At 30.5% G+C, this 21580-nt stretch carries 15 protein-coding genes; 8 read left to right on the top strand and 7 right to left on the bottom strand.

What is annotated here, in order from left to right; translation table 11 throughout:
- Positions 1-43 precede the first annotated feature (43 nt).
- Both rluF and FRY74_RS00870 read left to right on the top strand, forming a co-directional pair.
- Positions 44-775: a 23S rRNA pseudouridine(2604) synthase RluF gene (gene rluF, locus FRY74_RS00875; RefSeq protein ID WP_147097699.1), complete on the top strand. Its 732-nt coding sequence runs from the start codon at positions 44-46 to the stop codon at positions 773-775.
- A gap of 134 nt (positions 776-909) precedes the next feature.
- On the top strand, positions 910-2037 hold the full coding sequence (locus FRY74_RS00870; RefSeq protein ID WP_147097697.1) for a T9SS type A sorting domain-containing protein: 1128 nt from the start codon (positions 910-912) through the stop codon (positions 2035-2037).
- A gap of 2 nt (positions 2038-2039) precedes the next feature.
- On the opposite strand, the gene FRY74_RS00865 is transcribed toward FRY74_RS00870, so the two are convergent.
- The 4 genes from FRY74_RS00865 to aroC all read right to left on the bottom strand — a co-directional run bounded on the left by FRY74_RS00865 (position 2040) and on the right by aroC (position 9408).
- Positions 2040-4043 carry an OmpA family protein gene (locus tag FRY74_RS00865; protein WP_147097696.1) on the bottom strand — a complete coding sequence of 668 codons (2004 nt, stop codon included), beginning with the start codon at positions 4041-4043 and terminating at the stop codon, positions 2040-2042.
- Positions 4044-4054: 11 nt separating this feature from the next.
- Complete coding sequence (locus tag FRY74_RS00860; protein WP_147097694.1) at positions 4055-6871, bottom strand: AsmA-like C-terminal region-containing protein; 2817 nt, start codon at positions 6869-6871, stop codon at positions 4055-4057.
- A gap of 147 nt (positions 6872-7018) precedes the next feature.
- On the bottom strand, positions 7019-8323 hold the full coding sequence (locus FRY74_RS00855; RefSeq protein ID WP_147097692.1) for a dicarboxylate/amino acid:cation symporter: 1305 nt from the start codon (positions 8321-8323) through the stop codon (positions 7019-7021).
- A gap of 5 nt (positions 8324-8328) precedes the next feature.
- The gene (gene aroC / locus FRY74_RS00850) at positions 8329-9408 is read right to left on the bottom strand and encodes a chorismate synthase (protein WP_147097690.1); all 1080 of its coding nucleotides are present in this window, start codon (positions 9406-9408) and stop codon (positions 8329-8331) included.
- Positions 9409-9525: 117 nt separating this feature from the next.
- Between aroC and hutI the strand changes: the two genes are divergently transcribed.
- A complete protein-coding gene (gene hutI, locus FRY74_RS00845) occupies positions 9526-10776 on the top strand; it encodes an imidazolonepropionase (protein ID WP_147097688.1) in 1251 nt (416 codons plus the stop codon).
- A gap of 46 nt (positions 10777-10822) precedes the next feature.
- Here hutI and FRY74_RS00840 read toward each other — a convergent pair whose 3' ends face one another.
- From FRY74_RS00840 to FRY74_RS00830, 3 genes are all read right to left on the bottom strand, one after another.
- Complete coding sequence (locus tag FRY74_RS00840) at positions 10823-11161, bottom strand: CCC motif membrane protein (RefSeq protein WP_189765236.1); 339 nt, start codon at positions 11159-11161, stop codon at positions 10823-10825.
- A gap of 62 nt (positions 11162-11223) precedes the next feature.
- The gene (locus FRY74_RS00835; RefSeq protein WP_147097686.1) at positions 11224-11670 is read right to left on the bottom strand and encodes a hypothetical protein; all 447 of its coding nucleotides are present in this window, start codon (positions 11668-11670) and stop codon (positions 11224-11226) included.
- A gap of 163 nt (positions 11671-11833) precedes the next feature.
- The gene (locus FRY74_RS00830; RefSeq protein ID WP_170227910.1) at positions 11834-13546 is read right to left on the bottom strand and encodes a M61 family metallopeptidase; all 1713 of its coding nucleotides are present in this window, start codon (positions 13544-13546) and stop codon (positions 11834-11836) included.
- A gap of 130 nt (positions 13547-13676) precedes the next feature.
- On the opposite strand from FRY74_RS00830, the gene lpdA reads away from it, so the two are divergent.
- The 5 genes from lpdA (at position 13677) to FRY74_RS00805 (ending at position 21578) form a co-directional block, all read left to right on the top strand.
- The gene (gene lpdA, locus FRY74_RS00825) at positions 13677-15065 is read left to right on the top strand and encodes a dihydrolipoyl dehydrogenase (protein WP_147097682.1); all 1389 of its coding nucleotides are present in this window, start codon (positions 13677-13679) and stop codon (positions 15063-15065) included.
- Positions 15066-15163: 98 nt separating this feature from the next.
- Complete coding sequence (gene asnB, locus FRY74_RS00820) at positions 15164-17092, top strand: asparagine synthase (glutamine-hydrolyzing) (protein ID WP_147097680.1); 1929 nt, start codon at positions 15164-15166, stop codon at positions 17090-17092.
- Positions 17085-18296: a glycosyltransferase gene (locus tag FRY74_RS00815; RefSeq protein WP_147097678.1), complete on the top strand. Its 1212-nt coding sequence runs from the start codon at positions 17085-17087 to the stop codon at positions 18294-18296. The genes asnB and FRY74_RS00815 overlap by 8 nt, the downstream gene beginning before the upstream one ends.
- A gap of 52 nt (positions 18297-18348) precedes the next feature.
- Positions 18349-19113, top strand: a complete 765-nt coding sequence (locus tag FRY74_RS00810; RefSeq protein WP_147097677.1) for a polysaccharide biosynthesis/export family protein — start codon at positions 18349-18351, stop codon at positions 19111-19113.
- Positions 19113-21578 carry an exopolysaccharide transport family protein gene (locus tag FRY74_RS00805; protein WP_147097675.1) on the top strand — a complete coding sequence of 822 codons (2466 nt, stop codon included), beginning with the start codon at positions 19113-19115 and terminating at the stop codon, positions 21576-21578. Before FRY74_RS00810 ends, FRY74_RS00805 begins: the two co-directional genes overlap by 1 nt.
- Positions 21579-21580: the final 2 nt, after the last annotated feature.

Here is a 21580-nt window from a genome sequence, read left to right as displayed (position 1 = left end):
GTTATTGTTGTAAATTCATAATTTTACAACTCAAAATATAGTGATGGAGTTAACAAGAATAAATAAGTATTTAAGTGAGGCAGGATATTGTTCAAGAAGAGCTGCAGATAAGTTAATTGAGCAAGGCAGAGTTACTATAAATGGTGTTGTTCCAGAGATGGGTACAAAAATAGCAGCAGGAGATGAGGTAAGAGTTGATGGTAAATTGATTAGTGCCCCAAAAGAAGAGTTTGTTTATTTGGCATTTAATAAACCCGTAGGTATAGTATGTACTACAGATACAGGTGTAGAAAAAGACAATATCATTGATTTTATAAATTATCCCAAACGTATTTTTCCAATAGGTAGATTAGATAAACCAAGTGAAGGATTAATATTTTTAACAAACGATGGGGACATTGTAAATAAGATTTTAAGAGCAAGAAATAATCACGAAAAAGAATATATCGTTAGAGTTAATAAGCCTATTCGTGATGAGTTTATTAAAAAAATGGGGAATGGTGTCCCAATTTTGGATACTATTACTAAAAAATGTAAAGTTGAGAAAGTGAATGACTTTACATTTAGAATTATTCTAACTCAAGGATTAAATCGTCAAATCCGAAGAATGTGTGAATATTTAGATTATCGAGTTGTAACCCTTAAGCGAGTTAGAATTATGAATATTCATTTAGGCGATTTAGCCAAAGGAGAATTTAGAGAATTTACTCATGAAGAATTTAAAGAACTTAATTTATTAATTGAAGGATCGAGTAAAACGCATGATTCAAATTAATTATAGTTGTATCTAATTTTAATCGATACTGATACGTAACTAATCTAATTTTTATGCGGACTTATAGTAAATCACTTAAATAGGGAAATTGATTGTAACGAAGTAGTTTAAAAAAATAGTTTATCTTTATTTTTATGAAAACTACTTTTTTAGCTTTGCTATTATTTTTTGTTTTGAATTGTTTTAGTCAACAAACAATTACAGATACCATTATACATGGAGGTTTACATAGAACTTACATTTTATACGTTCCAGCATCATACAATGCCAGTAATGAAACTCCTTTGGTACTCAATTTTCACGGTTACACCAGTAATTCAACTGAACAAATGTATTATGGCGATTTTCGTGCAATAGCTGATACAGCAAATTTCATTCTTGTTCATCCTATGGGAACACTTGACGGCAGTAGCCAGCCTTATTGGAATTCTGGTTGGGGTGGAGCAGTTGATGATATAGGTTTTACAAATGCTTTAATCGATTCTTTATCTGCTCAGTATAACATTAATCAAAGTAGGGTTTATAGCACGGGGATGTCAAACGGTGGTTTTATGAGTTATACCTTAGCTTGTTCGTTAAGTAATCGAATAGCTGCAATCGCTTCTGTAACAGGAACAATGAATACAAATCAATCGCTAACTTGTTCTCCTCAACATCCAGTTCCGGTTATGGAAATACATGGAACTGCCGATGGAACTGTTCCTTATAATGGAACTACAGGAATGTCGTCAGTAGCGAATACACTAAATTATTGGGTAGGTTTTAATCAAACTAATAGCTCGCCTGTATTTACAAATGTTCCAAATATAAGCACTACTGATGGCTGCACTGCAGAACATTATGTTTATGAAAATGGAACAAATGGAGTGGAAGTAGAGCATTATAAAATAATTAATGGCGGGCATACTTGGCCAGGAGCTCCTGTTGTAGTGGGTACAACAAATTACGATTTTAATGCTTCCGAAAAAATATGGCAGTTTTTTGCCCAATACGATATTTATGGGAAAATTACACCAACAGCTATAACTGAAAAGAGTTTAAGCAATGTAGCCATTTACCCAAATCCAGTATCAAACCAATTAACAATTGAAAATAATGAGGTAGTTGAAAGTGTTACTATACTTGATTTAACAGGAAAAGTGTTGATGAATAAAACAACTAATACCAAAACGATTGAGGTCTCTAATTTATCTATAGGAATTTATTTCTTAAAGATAAAAACGAAGAATAGTGAATTGGTAAAAAAGTTTGTGAAGGAGTAATACTACTTCCCAATAATAACAAACTCAGTACGTCTGTTTTTTAAACGTCCATCTTCAGTTTTGTTGCTAGCAATTGGTTTGGTTTCACCAAAACCTTTATAAGATAAACGAGCAGGATCAATGTCTTCAATAACCAAATAATTGTAAACCGCTTTCGCACGATTCTCAGATAAAGCCATATTCTCTTTTGGGTCACCAACATTATCGGTATGCCCTTGTATGGCAACTTTAACTGTTGGATTTTCTTTTAAAAAGGCTAAGAATTCATTTAAAACTAAAATAATTCTATTATTTAACTCAAAGGAGTTGGTAGCAAAATTAATGTCGTTTATTTTATAAGTTTCACCAACTTCAATTGGTTTAATTTCTATAGTTTCTGTTTTTATTGGTTTACCAATAACAATTTCTTCAGAGCTAATTAACTGTGAGGTAAAAGCAAATCCTTTTTTCTTAGCAGTCAACATAATATCTTCTCCTTCATCAACGGTCATTACGGCAACGTAATCACCAGTTTCTTGGTCAATTACTGCATCAACCTCTCTATTAGTTTTAGTGTTTTTAAGCTTTACTTCTGCACCTTCTGGTACTTCACCTTTATTGTTAATCATTTGTCCACCTACAAACATTACTTTTTCAGGCCTAGCAGCTTCATATAAGTCAAATGAATAAATGTTTAGGTCGTTTTCATTTTCTGAGTCAGATGAACCAAAATAGGCTTTATCACCATCTCTGTTTACAATGAAACCATGCTCATCTTTTTCTGTATTAATGGGATAGCCAATATTTGTAGGGCGTTGAAATTCTCCAGTTTTCGGATCCATTTTCGAATAAAAAATATCGTAACCACCCAATCCAATATGTCCGGTAGAAGAGAAGTAAAGTGTGTAACTATCTGAGTGCATAAAAGGTGACTTCTCATCACCATTAGTAGTATTGATATTTGGTCCTAATTTTTCTGGTTCTCCCCAAGAGCCATTAGGTAACCTTTCGCATTTATAAATATCCATATCAGGAGCAAAAGGATCAATTACTCTTGTAAAATAAAGTGTTTTATTATCAGAAGAAATAGAAGGTTGTGCTTCCCATGTAGTTGGGGTGTTTATATGGCTACCGACAGATTGGAGTTTAGTCCAAACGCCGTCTTTAAACTCTGAATAAAAAATATCAGCATTGTCAAACATTTGTCCTCTACCTGCAGGGTTACTTCCTCTATATGGAATAACATCTACAACAGTAATAAACAATAATTTATTATTTACTGAAACACTAACACCGCCTTGAAATTGACCTAAATTAAAAGGTTCTGGCATTGGTATACCACTACTAAATTTATCTTTTGCAATTTGCCTACTTTTTATAAATAACTCTTTTTCACCAGCATCAAAAGCTCCTTTCAATTCGTTTGGTATTTTACGAGTAAAAAATAAGTACTTATTGTCAGGAGAAAGCATTGGTAAATATTCATCTTTACCTGTAGATGGACCAACAACTTTTTGAGGGTTAAAAGGAACAGTATCTTTTAACAATTTGAAATAAGCATCAATGTTAGCAACTCTATCATAAGCTTTTCTTTCATCATCTTTAAATGCATTTGGCGAACTTAAAATGGTTTGATAGTATGGTTTTGCTCTACCATAATCTTTCGTGCTATAGTAGTAATCCCCCATTTTCATAGAAGCATAAAATCCTCGATAAGAAGGACAGATTTCTATAATCTTATTATAATAATCTAGAGCTCTATTTCTATAGTTAAAAGCTTCTTTACCAGCTTTAGCTGTGGCTATTTTACGTTCGTTAATAGCAGCTAATTCATCATAAGCTTCTACGTAATTAGGATCAATTTTAATTGCTTCAATAAGTAAACCATAGCTTTCTTTGTAAGATGCTTTTTGAGCAGCTTCATAAAATTTTACTGCTTTTTTCTTCGGTTCAGGACATAATTCTTCTTGTGCATTTGCACCAGAAAAAATGTATAATAATATTAAACCAAAAAATATCTTCTTCACGCTATAATTAATTATTTTTTAATCTTTGCTTCCGAATCAGCAACTAACTTATCTGCTTCTTGTTGTGCTTTAGCTTCAACGTCGTTTGCTTTTTTATTTGCTTCAGCTTCTACTTTTTGAGCTTGTTTTTCACCTTCTTCAGCTAATTTTTTAGCAGCAATCTCATTTGCTTTTTTCTCAATGAAATTGCCTCCTTTATTTTTCAATTTATCTGCTTCGGCATTTGCTTTAGCTCTAATATCATCTGCAGCTTTTTTACCTTCAGATCTTATTTTATCAGCTTGTTTTTTAGCTTCATCCTTCAAATTCTGTGCCTGTTTTTTAGCTTCTTCAATTGCTTTATCTTTTGCTTTGTCAACTTCTTCATTTATTTTTTCTTTTATTTGCTCTTTTACATTGTCAACCATAGAGTTAGCCATGCCTTTTAAACTCGTAGAAATTTTTGGTTCAGTAAATGTTCCGCCAATTAATACATCTACATCAACAGTTTCGGCAGCTTTTAAATCTAAACCAAGACCTGAAGCTTGAGCATTCATTTTGTCCATTGCGGCACTTACTCCTAAATCTTTACTTGGTATTTTAAGAGCCATTTTATAGTCTATGGTTTGGTCTATACCACTAGAACCTGACATTTTTCCTTTTGTATTTCCCATTTTAACATCAAAAGGATCAGTATAAACTCTACCGTCTTTAATTTGGTAAGAAATGTTTACATCGTTAATGTCTATTTTTCTAAGTTTTTCATTTTTAAGAGCATCTGCAAGTTTGTTCATAGCTTTAAAATCTACTACTTGCATGTTTTTGGTTTTCATGTTCCCGTTACCATTTAAGGTATTTAAGTTTGGTTCCATTTGCTCATTGAAAACACCATTAATTGCCAATTTAGTTCCAAATTTACCTTTACAATTTTTTACAATTGGAGCCATTTCGGTAATGGAATTAAATGTAGTAGCTACTTTTTCCACATCAAAATCTTTAATATCCATATCAAATTTAAAACTTGGTTCGACTGGGTTTGTAGTTTCATAATAACCATCCATAATCATAGCGCCATCCAATAATTTCATGTCTAAATTATCCATTGATACTTTCTGATTTTTAACAGTCAATAAACCATTCATATCATCAATTTCGATGTTATCATAAATAACTTTCTTAAAGGTTGATTTTAAAGTAAAGTTGATGTTTTTTGGAACTTCGACAACTGCTAATGGCTCTTCTTCTACTGAAGTGCTTTCTTCTGTTGAAGCTACTTCTTCCTCACTCATAAACTCATTTAAATCTAGTAGAGTAGAGTTTACATTAAATGTTCCAGTTAATTCCTCATCATCACTAAATACGTAAGAAATAATATTATCAATTCTACCATTTGCTTGAATATCGGTTTTCCCAATTTTAGAATCAAATTGAGCCAATTCAACAAATTGAGGAGAAAAATTAAGTGTTAAGATGTTTAAGTAAACATCATAAGGAAGTGAATCGCTTTTGTAATTCATATTAGCAATACTAAAGCTACCTTCTGCATGAAAGTCTTGGTAACGTTCTTGCTCAATAGCAGACATTTTACCAGCAACACTCAAGTCTGATTTTATATCACCTTCTAATTGATCACCTTCTAAAGGCATTACATCTTGAAGACTTGCTAAGCTAAAGTCAGCTTTTAAGCCAGCTTTAATATCTGCATCAGAAATAGGAGTTTTTACATAAAGATTTGCATCAATTGGGTTTCCTGCCATTTCCATGTGGAAAGTTTTCAAATCTACTATAGTATGATCTAAATCACCATCAGGATTGGTAACATGTAAATCAATATTAATATTGTTTACAGATTTAGGTAAGTCAGGATATTTAAACATTGCTTTTTCTACAACTAAGTTTAATCCAAAAGCAGGCATCTTAGTTTCTGAGTAAGTTCCTTTTGCATGTCCATCTAACGCTAGTTTACCATCTGTTTTAACAGAAGCAAAATCAGTCATATAGACTACAGGTACTAAAGATAAAATGTTTTTAAAGGCTGTTTTTTTAGCTCCAAAAGTCAATTCCATATCAATATCATCTGCTGGCATTGCTAACCAACCATCCATTCCTAAAATCAATTCATTTATTTTAAATTCATTTTCTTTAAAAGTGTATTTAGAGTTTAATAAATCAGCTTCAAGGTCAGCATCAGCAACTATTATTGCTTTTTTCATGTAATCAATACCTTCCATTCCTAAATTAAATTCATCTATTGTAGTATGAGTATTTAAGTTAGTTACATCAGCAGTCATATCACCATTCATATTAAAGTTTAAACCTTTAATTTCGGTGAATAAATCCATGGTTTCATCTTTGTATAACACATAACCATTAGTTATGGTTACATCTTTTAAACCTAACTTAAATGCAGAAGCACTTTCTTCGGTAACTTCTTCCTCAACAACTTCTCCTGTTGCTTTAACAATGTCCCAGTTTGCAGTAGTATCAGCTAAAACCATAGCAATAATTCTAGGCTCAGTTATGTGAATCGATTTAATATTTATCTCATCACCACTTATAACACTCATTAAATCTACTTTTAACGAAAGATTCTTTATGTCTGCTAACATTACACCTTCAAATTTATCAACTCCCTCTACTTTTACATTTTCGATTTCAAAATTAAAATTTGGGAAAGTGCTAATTAAACCCATATCAAATTCACCAAAATCAACTTTAGCATTTAACATGGCATTAGTTTCTTCTTTTACCATTTCAACTATTTTTCCTTTAAACATAAAAGGAAGAGCAATAATTAAAAGAATTAAAACTAAAAATGTGTAGCCGAAAATTTTAAGAATTTTTTTCATGGTTGTTTGAGAATTAAAAAGGTTTTGTCTAATGTTTTACTAGATATTTTTAAACGAATAAAAGTAACAAAAAGATAGAAGAAATATTACTCTATTTTGAGTTAAATTTAAATGATTATAGAATGTTGAAAAATGCTTAGAATGAATTTATTTTTTAGGATAGTTGTCGTCCCAATTTTTAACGATTGGTTCTCTTAGTTTTCCAAATGAATTAGCAATAATCATAGATACAGCAGCATCTCCGGTTACATTTACTGTTGTTCTACACATGTCTAAAGGTCTATCTATCGCAAAAATTAACGCTAAACCAGCTTCTGGAATACCTGCTTGACCAAGTACAATAACCAACATCACCATTCCAGCACCAGGAACTGCAGCAGAACCAATTGATGCTAATGTTGCAGTAACAATAATACCTAATTGTGCACCCAAACTTAAATCCATACCAAAAGTTTGAGCAATAAAAACAGCTGCAACAGCTTGGTATAAACTTGTACCATCCATATTAATTGTAGCTCCAATAGGTAAAACAAAACTGGCAACTTCTTCTTCAACACCTAAATGCTCTTCAACTCTTTCCATAGTTACAGGCAATGTTGCAGCACTAGAACTAGTTGAAAATGCAAGAAGTTGTGCAGGTGAAATTCCTTTAAAAAAGAAACTTGGCGATTTTTTAGTGAAAATTTTAACTATTAAAACATAGAAACCAATCATTATAGCTAAACCTAAAACAACTGAAAATGCATACCATAATAAGGCTTGAAATAAATCTAAACTCGGAGATTCAGCAACAAGAGTTGCTAATAAAGCAAAGACTCCAACTGGAGCAGCAAGCATTATTAGGTCTATTAATTTAAGGATTACTTCGTTAAATCCATCAAAGAAATCTTTAACAGGTTTTGATTTATCAGCAGGGATTAGGATTAACCCAATTCCAAAAAACACTGCAAATACAATTATTTGTAACATGTTTCTGTTGTTGCCTGCAGCAGAAATAATGTTGTCAGGAATCAAATCTTGTAAAGCTTGTAAAGGACCACTATCTTTTTGTTTTAATGCAGCTTCTTTACTTTTTGAAGCATCTTCTTTGTAGTTTTCTAATAATTCTGCTCGAGTTTCTTCACTTATACTTTTTCCTGGTTTAATTACATTAACAACAACTAAACCAATAGAAACAGCAAAAACAGTAGTTACGATGTAGGTAGCAATAGTTTTACCACCCATTTTAGAAAGTTTTGAAATATCTTTTAAATCAGAAACACCTTTGATTAATGAAGCTAAGATTAATGGAACTGCTATTAATTTTAATGCATTAATAAACATTTTACCAAAAGGTTTTATCCAATCTTTTATAAAATCACTTCCCCAGCTAAACTGAACCATTAGCAGCGCAAAAGCAACACCTAACAACATTCCTATCAAAATTTTCCAATGTAATGCTAGATTTTTCATATGCTTTAAAGTGTTGTGGTTTTATTAATTAATAGATGGTCTAAAATTACCATTGCAGCCATTGCTTCAACAATAGCTATTGCTCTAGGTAAAACACAAGGGTCATGGCGACCTTTACCGTTTACAATAACATTCTTTCCGTTTTTGTCGATAGAATTTTGAGGCTTCATAATAGTAGCAACAGGTTTAAATGCTACGTTAAAGTAAATATCTTCTCCGTTACTTATTCCACCTTGAACCCCACCAGAGTTGTTTGTTTTGGTTTTAATAAAATCTCCTTCTGTATAAAATTCATCGTTATGCTCAGAGCCTTTTAGATTAACACCATTAAAACCAGAGCCAATTTCAAAACCTTTTGTTGCATTTATGCTTAGCATCGCTTTTGCTAAATCCGCTTCTAATCTATCAAAAACTGGAGAACCTAATCCAATAGGGCATCCTTTTACCACACACGTTGTTATTCCTCCAATAGTATCACCTTCTTTCCTAATCTCATCTATGTAATCAAACATTTGTTGCGCCATTTTTTCATCTGGGCAACGAGCAGGATTATTATAAGTATCTTCTAAATTATAAAAAGTATAAGGGTTATCTAATTTGAGCTTACCCGCTTGAGTAACATAAGCATTAATATTAATGTTGTAATGCTTTAATATTAGTTTAGCTATTGCTCCGCCAACAACTCTACTTGCTGTTTCTCTTGCAGAGCTTCTACCACCACCTCTATAATCTCTATGTCCATATTTTGCTTCATAAGTAAAATCGGCATGTGAAGGTCTAAAACTATCTTTAATATGATCGTAGTCTTTTGATTTTTCGTTGGTATTATAAATGGTAAAACCTATTGGTGTACCAGTAGTTTTTCCTTCAAAAATGCCAGACAAGAATTCAACTTTATCAGCTTCTTTTCGTTGAGTTGTAATTCTTGATTGACCAGGTTTTCTTTTGTCTAATTCACTTTGAATAAATGCTTCATCAATAACTAATCCTGCTGGACAACCATCTATAACACCACCAAGAGCAATCCCATGAGATTCGCCAAAGGTTGTTAGCTTAAAAAGAGTTCCAAATGTATTTCCTGCCATAATCTTACAAAGTAACTAATCTTAAGCTAAACGGGACAATAAAAAGGGTCGAAAATTAATTAACTATTCAAAGTACAAATAATTAAGAAATATACTAGAATCTTGTACTTTTGGAATATGAGTAAAATTTTAATTAAAAATATTAAGGAACTAGTTCAGGTTCTTGATGCGAATGTAATAAAGTTTTCTGGCGATGAGATGGCTAATCTTTCAACAATAAAAAGTGCTTGGTTGGCAATTGAAGATGATACTATTATCGGGTTTGGTGATATGATTGATTTTCCTGAAATTACAGATTGGAATGATTTGGAAATAATTGATGCTTCAGGTAAAATGGTTTTTCCTGCTTGGTGCGATTCGCATACGCATATTGTTTTTGCTAAAACTCGTGAGGAAGAATTTGTAGATAGAATTAAGGGGTTGACCTATCAAGAAATTGCTGCTAAAGGTGGTGGAATTTTAAATTCAGCTAAAAAACTACAAAATGCATCGGAAGAAGAATTGTATAAAGGAGCTTTAAAACGTATTAAAGAAATACAATTAACTGGTACTGGTGCTGTTGAAATAAAAAGTGGGTATGGTTTAAGTTTAGATGCTGAGTTAAAAATGTTAAGAGTTATTAAGCGATTAAAAGAGAGTTGTGAAATTACTATTAAGGCTAATTTCTTAGGCGCTCACGCTATTCCTGCTGAATTTAAAGAAAATAGGAGAGGTTATATTGATTTAATTATTAATGAAATGCTGCCAATAATTGAAAAAGAACATTTGGCAGATTTTATAGATACTTTTTGTGAAACGAATTATTATACTCCAGAAGAAACAAATGAAATATTAGAGGCTGGAATCAAGATTGGTTTAATTCCTAAAATTCATGTGAATCAATTTACATCAATAGGAGGTATACAGGTAGGAATAAAAAATAATGCTTTATCTGTTGATCATTTAGAAGTAATGACTGACCAAGATATTAGTGATTTATCAAAATCTGAGGTAATGCCAACATTGTTGCCTTCTTGTTCATTCTTTTTGAATATTCCTTATGCTCCTGCAAAACAATTAATTGAAAAAGGATTGCCTATTGCTTTAGCTACCGATTTTAATCCGGGTTCAACTCCATCTGGTAACATGAGTTTTGTATTATCACTAGCTTGTATTTATATGAAGTTGACTCCTGAGCAAGCAATAAATGCAGCTACAATAAATGCAGCTTATGCAATGGGTTTAGAAAAAACTCATGGCAGCATAACTGTTGGAAAAAAAGCAAATATTTTTATTACAGAAGAAATAAGTTCAATAGCTCACTTACCTTATTATTTTGGACATAACCAAATAGAGCAAGTTATTATTAATGGAAAATTAATGAGTTAGAAGCAAATAATTTATAGCTCCTTTTTTTTTATATTATACATCAATACTATTGATTTAACATTTGCTCCCAAGGCATAGATGTAAGTAGGGTACCCACAAATGCTATGTAAATTAGCATGATTAAAAGATATAAACCAGATAAGCATGTTCCAATAATAGCACAAACTCTTCCTGCTTTCATATTTTTATATGAGCTTTCGCTATAGCTTTCTGGAGATGCAAGGTATATCTTATTGGATTTACTAGCCATAACAATACCTATTATTCCAAGTATAGTCCCTATTATACCATAGCAGAAACAAAATACAATAGATAAAATTCCTAAAACCAACACTGCTGTTGAGTTAGGTAAGGCTTGCTGAGTGTTTAAATTTTGATTTTCCATGTGGTAAATATATAAAAAAAGGCTGTTAATTAAACAGCCTTTTTAATAGAAAAATAAATTTCTTAATGCATGTGTTTTAAATTCAAGTAATACATCACGATGAATGCTACAGGAACGATTAATCCCATAACTCCGAATCCACTGTAAATGATTCCCATAATCATAGAAACAACACTAGCTCCAGCATAAAGCATAAAACCTTGTTTGTTTAATTTCCACATTTTAATAACTCCAAATAGAGAAACTAGAGTAGTTAAGAAACCAACGATAATGTATGCCCATGTCATACCTGCACTTGGGGCAGCTGAAGTTAGAGCTTCCATGCCCTCCATACCTTCCATGCCTTCCATAGCACTCATCGCTGCACCTGCAGCTCCCATTACTGTTAAAGCAGTAACGTATCCAATAATTGCAAATCCAGCTGCAATAAATGATAAGATACAAATTACTGTAAGAAAAACTGGTCTTTTTCCAGCTTCACTTGTTACTTGAGTAGATTCTTCTGTCATTTTTTTTTAATTTAATTAATAATTAATTTGTTAGATGTAACTAAACTAAAAATTAAAATAAAGTAAAGCAAGTTTTATCGATACAATGTTATTAACAATCTATTGTTTTTTAATAGTCGTCGAAAATCAAATTTATTAATAATAATAAGCCTTTTGGTTTAAATTAAACAGTTTTCCAATGTGTATAATTATCGTTTTCTTTTAATTTTATTATTTTATAATCAGAAAAACCAACTGATTTTTCATTCGGAATAAATGAGATTTTGGTAATAGTGCTTAATTCTCGTTTTATAGAAAGTCCAATCTCTTCATTAATAAAATAATTGCTCCATAGCTCTAAGTCATTGTTTATTTTAACACCATTAATAGCAATTATTTCATCATTTATAGCTAGCCCTTTTTGTTCCGCTAAAGAGTTATGACAAATATTATCAATTAAACAGCTCCCGTTTTCATAACGTACTTTAAAGCCTAAGTAGGCTTCATTATGTTTTTTGCTTAACTCTACCGAGAGTTCACAGCCTATGTAATTAAGTGCGTCTTTTAAAAGATTGGTATAATCTTTATTTCCATGTATGTAATTGTTGTAGATATCTTCATAAGAAGTTCCAGAAACTTCTTCAATTACTTTTTTGTAATCTTCATCACCAACTCCAAGTCCTTTTTTAGCAAAATCTTCAAATAAAGTTTTCATTACAGTATTCAATGATTTTTTATTTTGGGTGTTTTTTAAAATAAAAATATCTGTCATAAAAGCTACTAAAGCACCCTCCGTATAAATTGAACCTTTTCTTCCAGGAGCACCTTTTACGTAGCCATCTAACCATGTATCAAAAGAAGATTGAGCTACTGAGTAGTTATTAACTCCAAAATTATTAAAGTGTCTATCAAGCAACTGATTAAAAGTTTTTGCATATAGTTCCCAGTCAAATACTCCTGAGGTTAATAAAAATTTATCGCCATAATAAGTTGTCACACCTTCGTCTAAATAGCCCATTACAGTATAATTCTCTTTGCTGTAATCATAAGGTAGCATTTCAGTTGGTCTAATTTGTTTTACATTCCAAGTATGGTAAAGCTCATGAGAACTTACTCCTAGTAATTCATTATACCATCCTTCAGTTCTCATAATGTCATAAGATGGACCAAGGCTAATTACAGTTGAATTGCTATGCTCAACACCATGATAAGTTCTATAGGTTAGAATTTGGAAAAGGAAATGATATTCATTAACAGGAAAACCTCCAAAAGCTTCGATTTGATTTTTTATAAATTTTCTAAAATCAGTTTCAAGTTTATTCCAATCTGGTTTACATTCTCCATTAAACCATAAATGAAATTTCACATTACTTTCATCAAAACTAAAATGCTGAAGGTTGTTACTCGCTATAAAAGGAGAATCAACTAGTTCATGAAAATCTTTTGCTTTAAAGTTGTGTTTTGATGTTTGAGTTAATCCAGTTGCCACTTTATAAGTTGAAGGTATTTTCAGTTCTAATTCACAGCCTTCATTTTGTCTGTTTGGTAAATATAAAAAACAGTTAACACCATTAATATAAAGTTGTTTGTCATCTAAATAAGATGAACCAGCATTAATTTCGTTGGCAAAATAATTATATTTAATATGAACTTCCGAGGTACCATTTGTTTCAACTTCCCATAAATCTTTAGTTATTTTTTTTGAAGATAATCTGTCACCTTTATAATTAAAAGCTTCCCATTTTTGAACATTTTTGGCAAAATTTCCTAACTCATATCTTCCTGGACGCCATGCAGGTAATTGCACTTTAATTTTATCAGAATCTACTTTGTCAATAATAAATTCAATATCAATATAATGGTTATTTGGTTTTTTGTAAGAAACAATATATTTCATGTTTGTAATTTTAAAAGAAATCAAAGATAAATTTCTTATTGAACTTAATCGAGTAATCATTTAATTACTTAATCAACTTTTATTAAATTCGCATTCTATTAATAAGCAATAAAAAATTAAAATTTTAGATATGAGTTACGATGTTATAGTAGTAGGTAGTGGACCTGGAGGTTATGTTGCTGCCATTAGAGCTTCACAGTTAGGTTTAAAAACTGCAATTGTTGAAAAAGCAGAATTGGGTGGTATATGTTTAAACTGGGGATGTATTCCAACAAAAGCCTTATTAAAAAGTGCAAATGTTTTTGAATATATAAACCATGCTGCTGACTATGGTATTACAGTAAAAAGTGCTGATGCTGATTTCCCTGCTATAGTTAAAAGAAGTAGAGATGTTGCTGCAGGTATGAGTAATGGGATTCAATTTTTAATGAAAAAAAATAAAATTGATGTTATTATTGGTACAGCAAAGGTAAAGGCTGGTAAAAAAGTAGATGTTACTGATGATAAAGGAAAAGTAACTGAATATGCTGCAAGTAATATTATAATTTCTACTGGAGCTCGTTCAAGAGAATTACCAAATTTACCACAAGATGGTAAAAAAATTATTGGATATAGAGAAGCATTAGTTTTACCTAAATTACCTAAGAAAATGGTTGTTGTAGGTTCTGGTGCCATCGGTGTTGAATTTGCTTATTTCTACAATACAATGGGGGTAGAAGTAACTATTGTTGAATATATGCCTAATATAGTTCCTGTTGAGGATGAAGATGTTTCTAAACAATTAGAGCGTTCTTTCAAAAAGTCAGGAATTAAAGTTATGACGAACTCAGCTGTTGAAAGTGTTGATACTGCAGGGGCTGGTTGTAAGGTGAAAATTAAAACTAAAAAAGGAGAAGAAATTATCGAATGTGATGTTGTTCTTTCTGCTGTTGGAATTAAACGTAATATAGAAAATATTGGTTTAGAAGAAGTAGGAATTGCTACTGATAAAGATATTATTATTACAAACGATTACTACCAAACTAATATACCTGGTTATTATGCTATTGGTGATGTAACAAAAGGACCAGCTTTAGCTCACGTAGCTTCCGCAGAAGGAATTATTTGTGTAGAGAAAATTGCAGGAGTTCATGTTGAACCATTAGATTATGGAAATATTCCAGGTTGTACTTATTGTTCTCCTGAAGTTGCTTCTGTAGGTATGACTGAAAAAGCTGCTAAAGAAGCAGGACATGATATTAAAGTTGGTAAATTCCCATTTTCTGCATCTGGTAAAGCAAGTGCAGCAGGACATAAAGATGGGTTTGTTAAACTTATTTTTGATGCTAAATATGGTGAATTATTAGGTGGGCATTTAATTGGTGCTAATGTAACTGAAATGGTTGCAGAATTAGTTGCTGTTCGTAAATTAGAAACAACTGGACACGAATTAATTAAAACTGTACACCCTCATCCAACTATGAGTGAGGCTATAATGGAAGCTGCAGCTGCAGCTTACGATGAAGTGATTCATATGTAATCAGACTTTATATAATTATTAAAAATCCCACTCTTTGGAGTGGGATTTTTTGTTTAAACTTGTTAACCATTGTAAGAGGTTTTACGTATTTGTAAAGTATGTGTGGAATAGTTGGAATCATATCTAAAAATAAAGAGCAGTTAACTCAAATTAAACTGGCTACAAATGCATTAGCTAAAAGAGGTCCTGATAACCAACAAACAGTAGGTTTTGAACAAATTGCATTAGGTCATGCACGTTTATCTATTATAGATACTACTAAAGGAGCAAATCAACCTTTTACTGATAATGAAAATAGATATGCCCTAATTTTTAATGGTGAGATATATAATTATAAAGAACTAAAAGAAGAATTGTTGGAAGATGGTTTTTCTTTTATAACTAATTCAGATACAGAAGTTTTACTCTATTTGTATATAAAGTACAAGGAAGATTGTTTAGAAAAGCTAAACGGCTTTTTTGCTTTTTCAGTTTATGATAAATATGAAGGTAGTTTATTTATTGCCCGTGATAGAATGGGGATAAAGCCTTTATTGTATTATTATGATGGAGCAGATTTTATTTTTTCATCTGAATTAAAAGCAATTTTTAAATTTAAGATAGACAAAACTATAGATCAAGTTAGTTTGTTTAACTACTTGCAATTTAATTACATACCTACTAATAAGTCAATTTTAACGAAAGTAAATAAATTGGCTCCTGGTCATTTTATTAAAATCAATAATATTAATTGCATAGATGAGATTGTAGAGTCTCAATATTATGAAATACCTTATAACGACAAAGAGACAATACAGAAGACAGCATTGAATTACGATAAGTCTAAAGAAATGCTTGTTGGATTATTAGATGATTCGGTTCAAAAAAGATTAGTTGCTGATGTGCCAGTAGGTACTTTTTTAAGTGGAGGTGTTGATTCATCTATTATAAGTTTGTTAGCAAAACGTCATAAAAACGATTTGTCCACTTTTTCTATTGGGTATAAAGATGAGCCTTTTTTTGATGAGACTAATTATGCTAATGCTGTAGCAAAAAAAATTGGAAGTAATCATCATATTATATCATTAACAAATGATGAATTATATGAAAATTTAAATGATATTTTAGATTATATTGACGAACCTTTTGCTGATTCATCAGCTATAGCTGTTTATTTATTAAGTAAGTACACTAAAAAACATGTAACGGTTGCACTTTCGGGTGATGGTGCAGATGAAATGTTCTCGGGTTACAATAAACATATGGCTGACTTCAAATCTCGTCATCCAGGAATAAAAGAGTCGATTGTTAAGGCTGGTTTTCCAATTTGGAATAAGCTCCCTAAGTCTAGAAATTCAAAGCTATTTAATATTAATCGTCAATTGTATAAGTTTAGCCTAGGAGCAAACTTGACGAATAAAGAAAGGTATTGGCAATGGGCATCTATTTTAAATGAAGAGAAAGCCAATTATTTATTGAATGAAGAGTTGGTTTTTAATCCACAACGATTAAGTGATACAGCTCATGAGTATAAAAAAAGAAAAGATGAGTTGTTAAAATTTATCAGAAAAGATGGCGATTTGAATGATGTACTTTATACTGATATGAAAATGGTTCTTGTAAATGATATGCTCAGAAAAGTGGATGGAATGAGTATGGCGAATAGCTTAGAAGTAAGAGTTCCTTTTTTAGATCATCGTATTGTGAATTTTGCTTTTAACTTGCCTCGAGCATTTAAGATAAATGCAGATATGAAGAAAAAAATTCTTCAAGATGCATTTAAAGAAGATTTACCTGAAGAAGTTTATAACCGACCTAAACATGGGTTTGAAGTACCTTTGCTAAACTGGTTTAAGAATGAATTGCGAGATACAATTGAGAATGATTTGTTAAGTCTGAAATTTATTGAGGAACAAGAAGTTTTTAATTGGTCGGCAATTAATGAATTAAAACAAAAACTTTATTCAAGCAATCCGGAAGATAGCCATGCAACAGTTTGGGCATTAATTGTTTTTAATAGTTGGTGGAAAAAATACATGAATGACTAAGAAGAAAAAAATAAAAGTACTGCGTATTATTAATCGATTTAATTTAGGAGGACCAACCTATAATGCGGCTTATTTAACAAAATATTTAAGTGATGATTTTGAAACACTTTTAGTTGGAGGTGAGAAATACGAAGAAGAAGAAAGCTCGGAATTTATTTTAGAAAAATTAGGCTTAAAACCGATTATAATCCCTGAGATGCAGCGAAGTATTAATCGTAAAAATGATAGAATAGCTTATAAAAAAATTAAAGATATTATTAAAGAATTTCAGCCAGATATTGTTCATACTCATGCCTCAAAAGCTGGAACTTTAGGTAGGTTAGCTGCAAGTAAAATGAAAGTTCCGGTAATTGTACATACTTTTCATGGTCATGTTTTTCATTCTTATTTTGGAAAAGCTAAAACCACTTTTTATAAAAATATTGAACGATATTTAGCTAAAAAATCCAGTAAAATAATAGCAATAAGTGATATTCAAAAAAACGAATTAGGATTAGAACATAAGATATGTAAATTAGATAAAATTGAAGTTGTTCAATTAGGTTTTGATTTGAGTAGATTTCAAGAAGATATAGATGAAAAAAGAATTTCGTTTAGAAATGAATATCAAGTTTCAGAAGATGAAGTAGCTATTGGTATTATAGGCAGGTTGGTGTCTATTAAAAACCACAAAATGTTTATTGATGTTGTTGCTAATGTTCTGGCGAGTACAACTAAAAAGGTTCGTTTTTTTATTGTTGGAGATGGTGAAGAAAAAGAAGCAATAAAATCTTATTGTTCTAACTCAAATATTGGTTTTACTGAATGGAATGGTCATAAAAAAATAGTTCCAGTAACATTTACTTCGTGGATTAAAAATATTGATTGGTTAAACGCAGGTCTTGATATTGTTGTTTTAACCTCACTTAATGAAGGAACTCCCGTGAGTTTAATAGAAGCTCAAGCTAGTAATAAGCCTATAGTTACAACTAACGTAGGAGGGGTTAAAAATATAACATTGGAAAATAAAACTGCTTATATAAGTGAAGTGAATGATATAAACGATTTTACGCAAAAACTATCTTGTTTAATAGAAAGTGAAAACGATAGGATAAAAATGGGTCAGAAAGGATGGGGTTTTGTTAAAGAAAAATTTAGTTATGAAAGACTAACAAAAGATATAGAAATATTATACAGAGACTTATTACAGTTAACTAAAAAATAAATGGATATTACAACAAGTTTTTATAGATTTGCTGATTACAAAAGATATACTTATGAAATTTCAAAATAAATATTTAACACTTATAGCATCAATTTTCGTGTTTTTGTCATCTTGTAATGTTGTACCAAGTATAATGATGAAAACTGAAAAAGGATATGAGTTTGATGAAATTCCAACTGATTCAGCTTCTGGTTATATCATATCAAGTAATGATATTATTGATTTCAAGTTATATACAAACGATGGGACTAATTTAATAGATCTAACAGCTTTATCGCTTAACGAAGGTAGAACAAACAATACAAATTCAATGACTAATTATTTAGTTGAATCGGATGGAATGTGTAAACTACCTATAATTGGTAGGGTTGAACTAAAAGGAAAAAAAATTAAAGAAGCTGAGAATTTTTTACAAGAACAATATGCTGTTTACTATAAAAAACCTTTTGTTCAATTAAATGTTTTAAACCGTAGAGTAACTATTTTTTCTGGAATAGGAAAAGGGGTGGTTATTAATCTCCAAAATGAAAATACTACGATAATTGAAGCTATAGGACAGGTTGGAGGTTTGCCAAAGGAAAGTAAAGCCCATAAAATTAAAGTAGTTCGTGGAGATTTAAAAGATCCTCAAGTATATCATTTTGATTTCTCTACAATAGATGGAATAAAAGATGCGGGTTTTATTTTGCAAGCTAATGATATAGTTTATGTTGAACCACAAAAGAATACTGTTAATGAAATTATAAGAGATGTAATTCCAGTATTAAGTTTATTAACCACTACATTAACACTTATTATATTAATTAATAGGCAATAATGGAAAGTAATAATCAAATAAATAGCAATCAAGATGTTATTAAAAATAGGAAGCATTCCACTTTTAATACGGAATCAGATCCTATTCTTTTATTACACCTATTAAGATCACACTTAAAATGGTTTTTTGTAATTATTTTATTCTGTTTGCTCTCTTCTTATTTGTATTTACGTTATACTATACCTGTATACCAATCTAATTTAATTTTTCAAGTTGGTTCGTTAAATACTGCTAATCAAGTATTGAATGTTGATAATTTTCATGAAAACAATACAATAGATAAAGACATAGAAATACTAAGATCTAAACTGTTGTTTAGAAGAGCTATTTCTCGTTTACCTCTAGCTATTAGTTTTTATAATAAAGGAACTTTGCTAGAGCATGAATTATATAAGTCTGCACCTATAGATGTGGAGTTTAATATCAAAGATTCGTCCATTATTAATCATACATTTAATGTTGTAATAAATGATATTAACCAGTTTGAGTTAAGGGATGGTGAAGAAATTTTAGGGGTTTTTAAGAGTGGAGAACTTATTGTTATTGATAAAATTGATTTTAAAATAAAGATATTAAAAGAAAAAGTAACTGATTTTATAGGAGCAGTAATCTATTTTAAATTAAATGATAATGCCAGTTTAGCCAATAATTATATTTCTAAATTAAGTGTTTTTCCTATTAATATTTCAGCAAAAACGATTAATATATCTTTTAAAGATTATAATGCTGCAAAAGCTAGAGATATGGTAACAGCTATAGCTGAAGAATATATCGATTTTGATATTGAAGAGAGAAGTAAAAGTTCAAAGAAAATTTTAGAATTTGTTGATATCCAACTTGATAAGTATTATAATAAGTTAAAACTATCTGAAAATAAAATTCAAAAATTTCAAAAAGATAATAATTTTAAAGGGGCAGATGCTACCCAGAAATATTTTGATAGGAGTACAAAATTAGAAGATCAGTTAATAGATATAGAACTTCAAAAGAATGTATTGGTTGAAATTTCTTCTTCAATTGAATCAGAGTTAAAGAATGTTGATGTTTATAAATTATTATCAATTCTTGCTGGCACAGATTATAGTTCGGGAATTACTTCATTAGTTACAGAGTTGAAAAGATTACTCTTATTAAAAGAAAATATGCTTTATGAGGTAACTGATAATAGCGGAGCTATTAATTCAATGAATTACAAAATAGATGTTCAAAAAAAGCTATTAACTGAAAGTATAAACACATTAATAAAAAAATTAACTAATCAACGATTAGATTTAATTCGGAAAATTGATGAGATTGAAAGTCACTACACAAATATACCAGCTAATGAACTAGAGTATGCTAGATTACAAAGGGTTTTGTCAATAGATGAGAAATTTTTTTCATTATTGATGGATAAAAGAACAGAGTATTCTATATCTGAGGCTGGTTTTGTATCTCAACATACAATTTTAGATGAAGCAGGTATACCTAAAAATCCAATTTCACCAAATAAAATATTAATTATTTCTTTTGGCTTTATAACAGGTGTTTTTCTAAGTATAGTGTTGTTGCTAATTAAATATATAATTAAAAATACAATTTCATCATTAGATGATATAGTTAGACAGTCTCACTCTTCATTTGGTATTTTAGGTGTTGTACCAAAATATAAATATGATATTCCAGTTTCTCAATTAGTCGTGAATAAAAATCCCAAATCGATTATTGCAGAATCTTTTAGGGTGCTTCGTTCTAATTTACAATTTATATCTGAAGGAGATACAAACAAAACAATAGCCATTACCTCAACAATTTCAGGAGAAGGAAAAACTTTTTGTGCTATTAATCTAGCAGGAATAATTGCTTATTCAGGTAAAAAAGTTGTGATAATTGATTTGGATATGAGAAAACCTAAAATTCATGTTGGGTTTGCCGTTGAGAATAATATTGGAATGAGTACAATATTGATTAATAAAACAACAATAGAGGAGTGCATTCATCAAAGTGAATTAGAGAATTTACACTTTATAACCTCTGGGCCTATACCTCCAAATCCATCAGAGTTAATAATAAGTGGAAAATTAGAAGAGGTTGTAAATGAATTAAAACAAACTTATGATTATGTAATCATTGATAACCCCCCAATAGGTCTAGTTTCTGATGCTATGGAGATGCTTAAAAAAGCTGATTATCCTATATATGTATTTAAAAGTGAGTATTCTAAAAAGTATTTTGTAAACAACGTTGATAAATTAGTGCTAGATAACAATATAAATAAATTGTCTATTATTCTAAATAGTATTGAAACAGGTACAAATGCTTACGGTGGAAAATATGGTTATGGATCTGCATATGGATATGGCTATGGATATGGTCATGGTTATGCATATGGATATGGGGCAGGAAGTGGTTATTATGCAGAAGAAGTTGCAGAAGCAAAAAAACATAAATGGAGTAATAAGTTGTTTAAATCGAAAAAAAAGTAATT

The sequence above is a fragment of the Vicingus serpentipes genome, assembly GCF_007993035.1.
GTDB classification, from domain to species: domain Bacteria; phylum Bacteroidota; class Bacteroidia; order Flavobacteriales_E; family Vicingaceae; genus Vicingus; species Vicingus serpentipes.
Note: the sequence above shows the minus strand (reverse complement) of the source record. Positions and strands in the feature narration are given on the sequence as shown.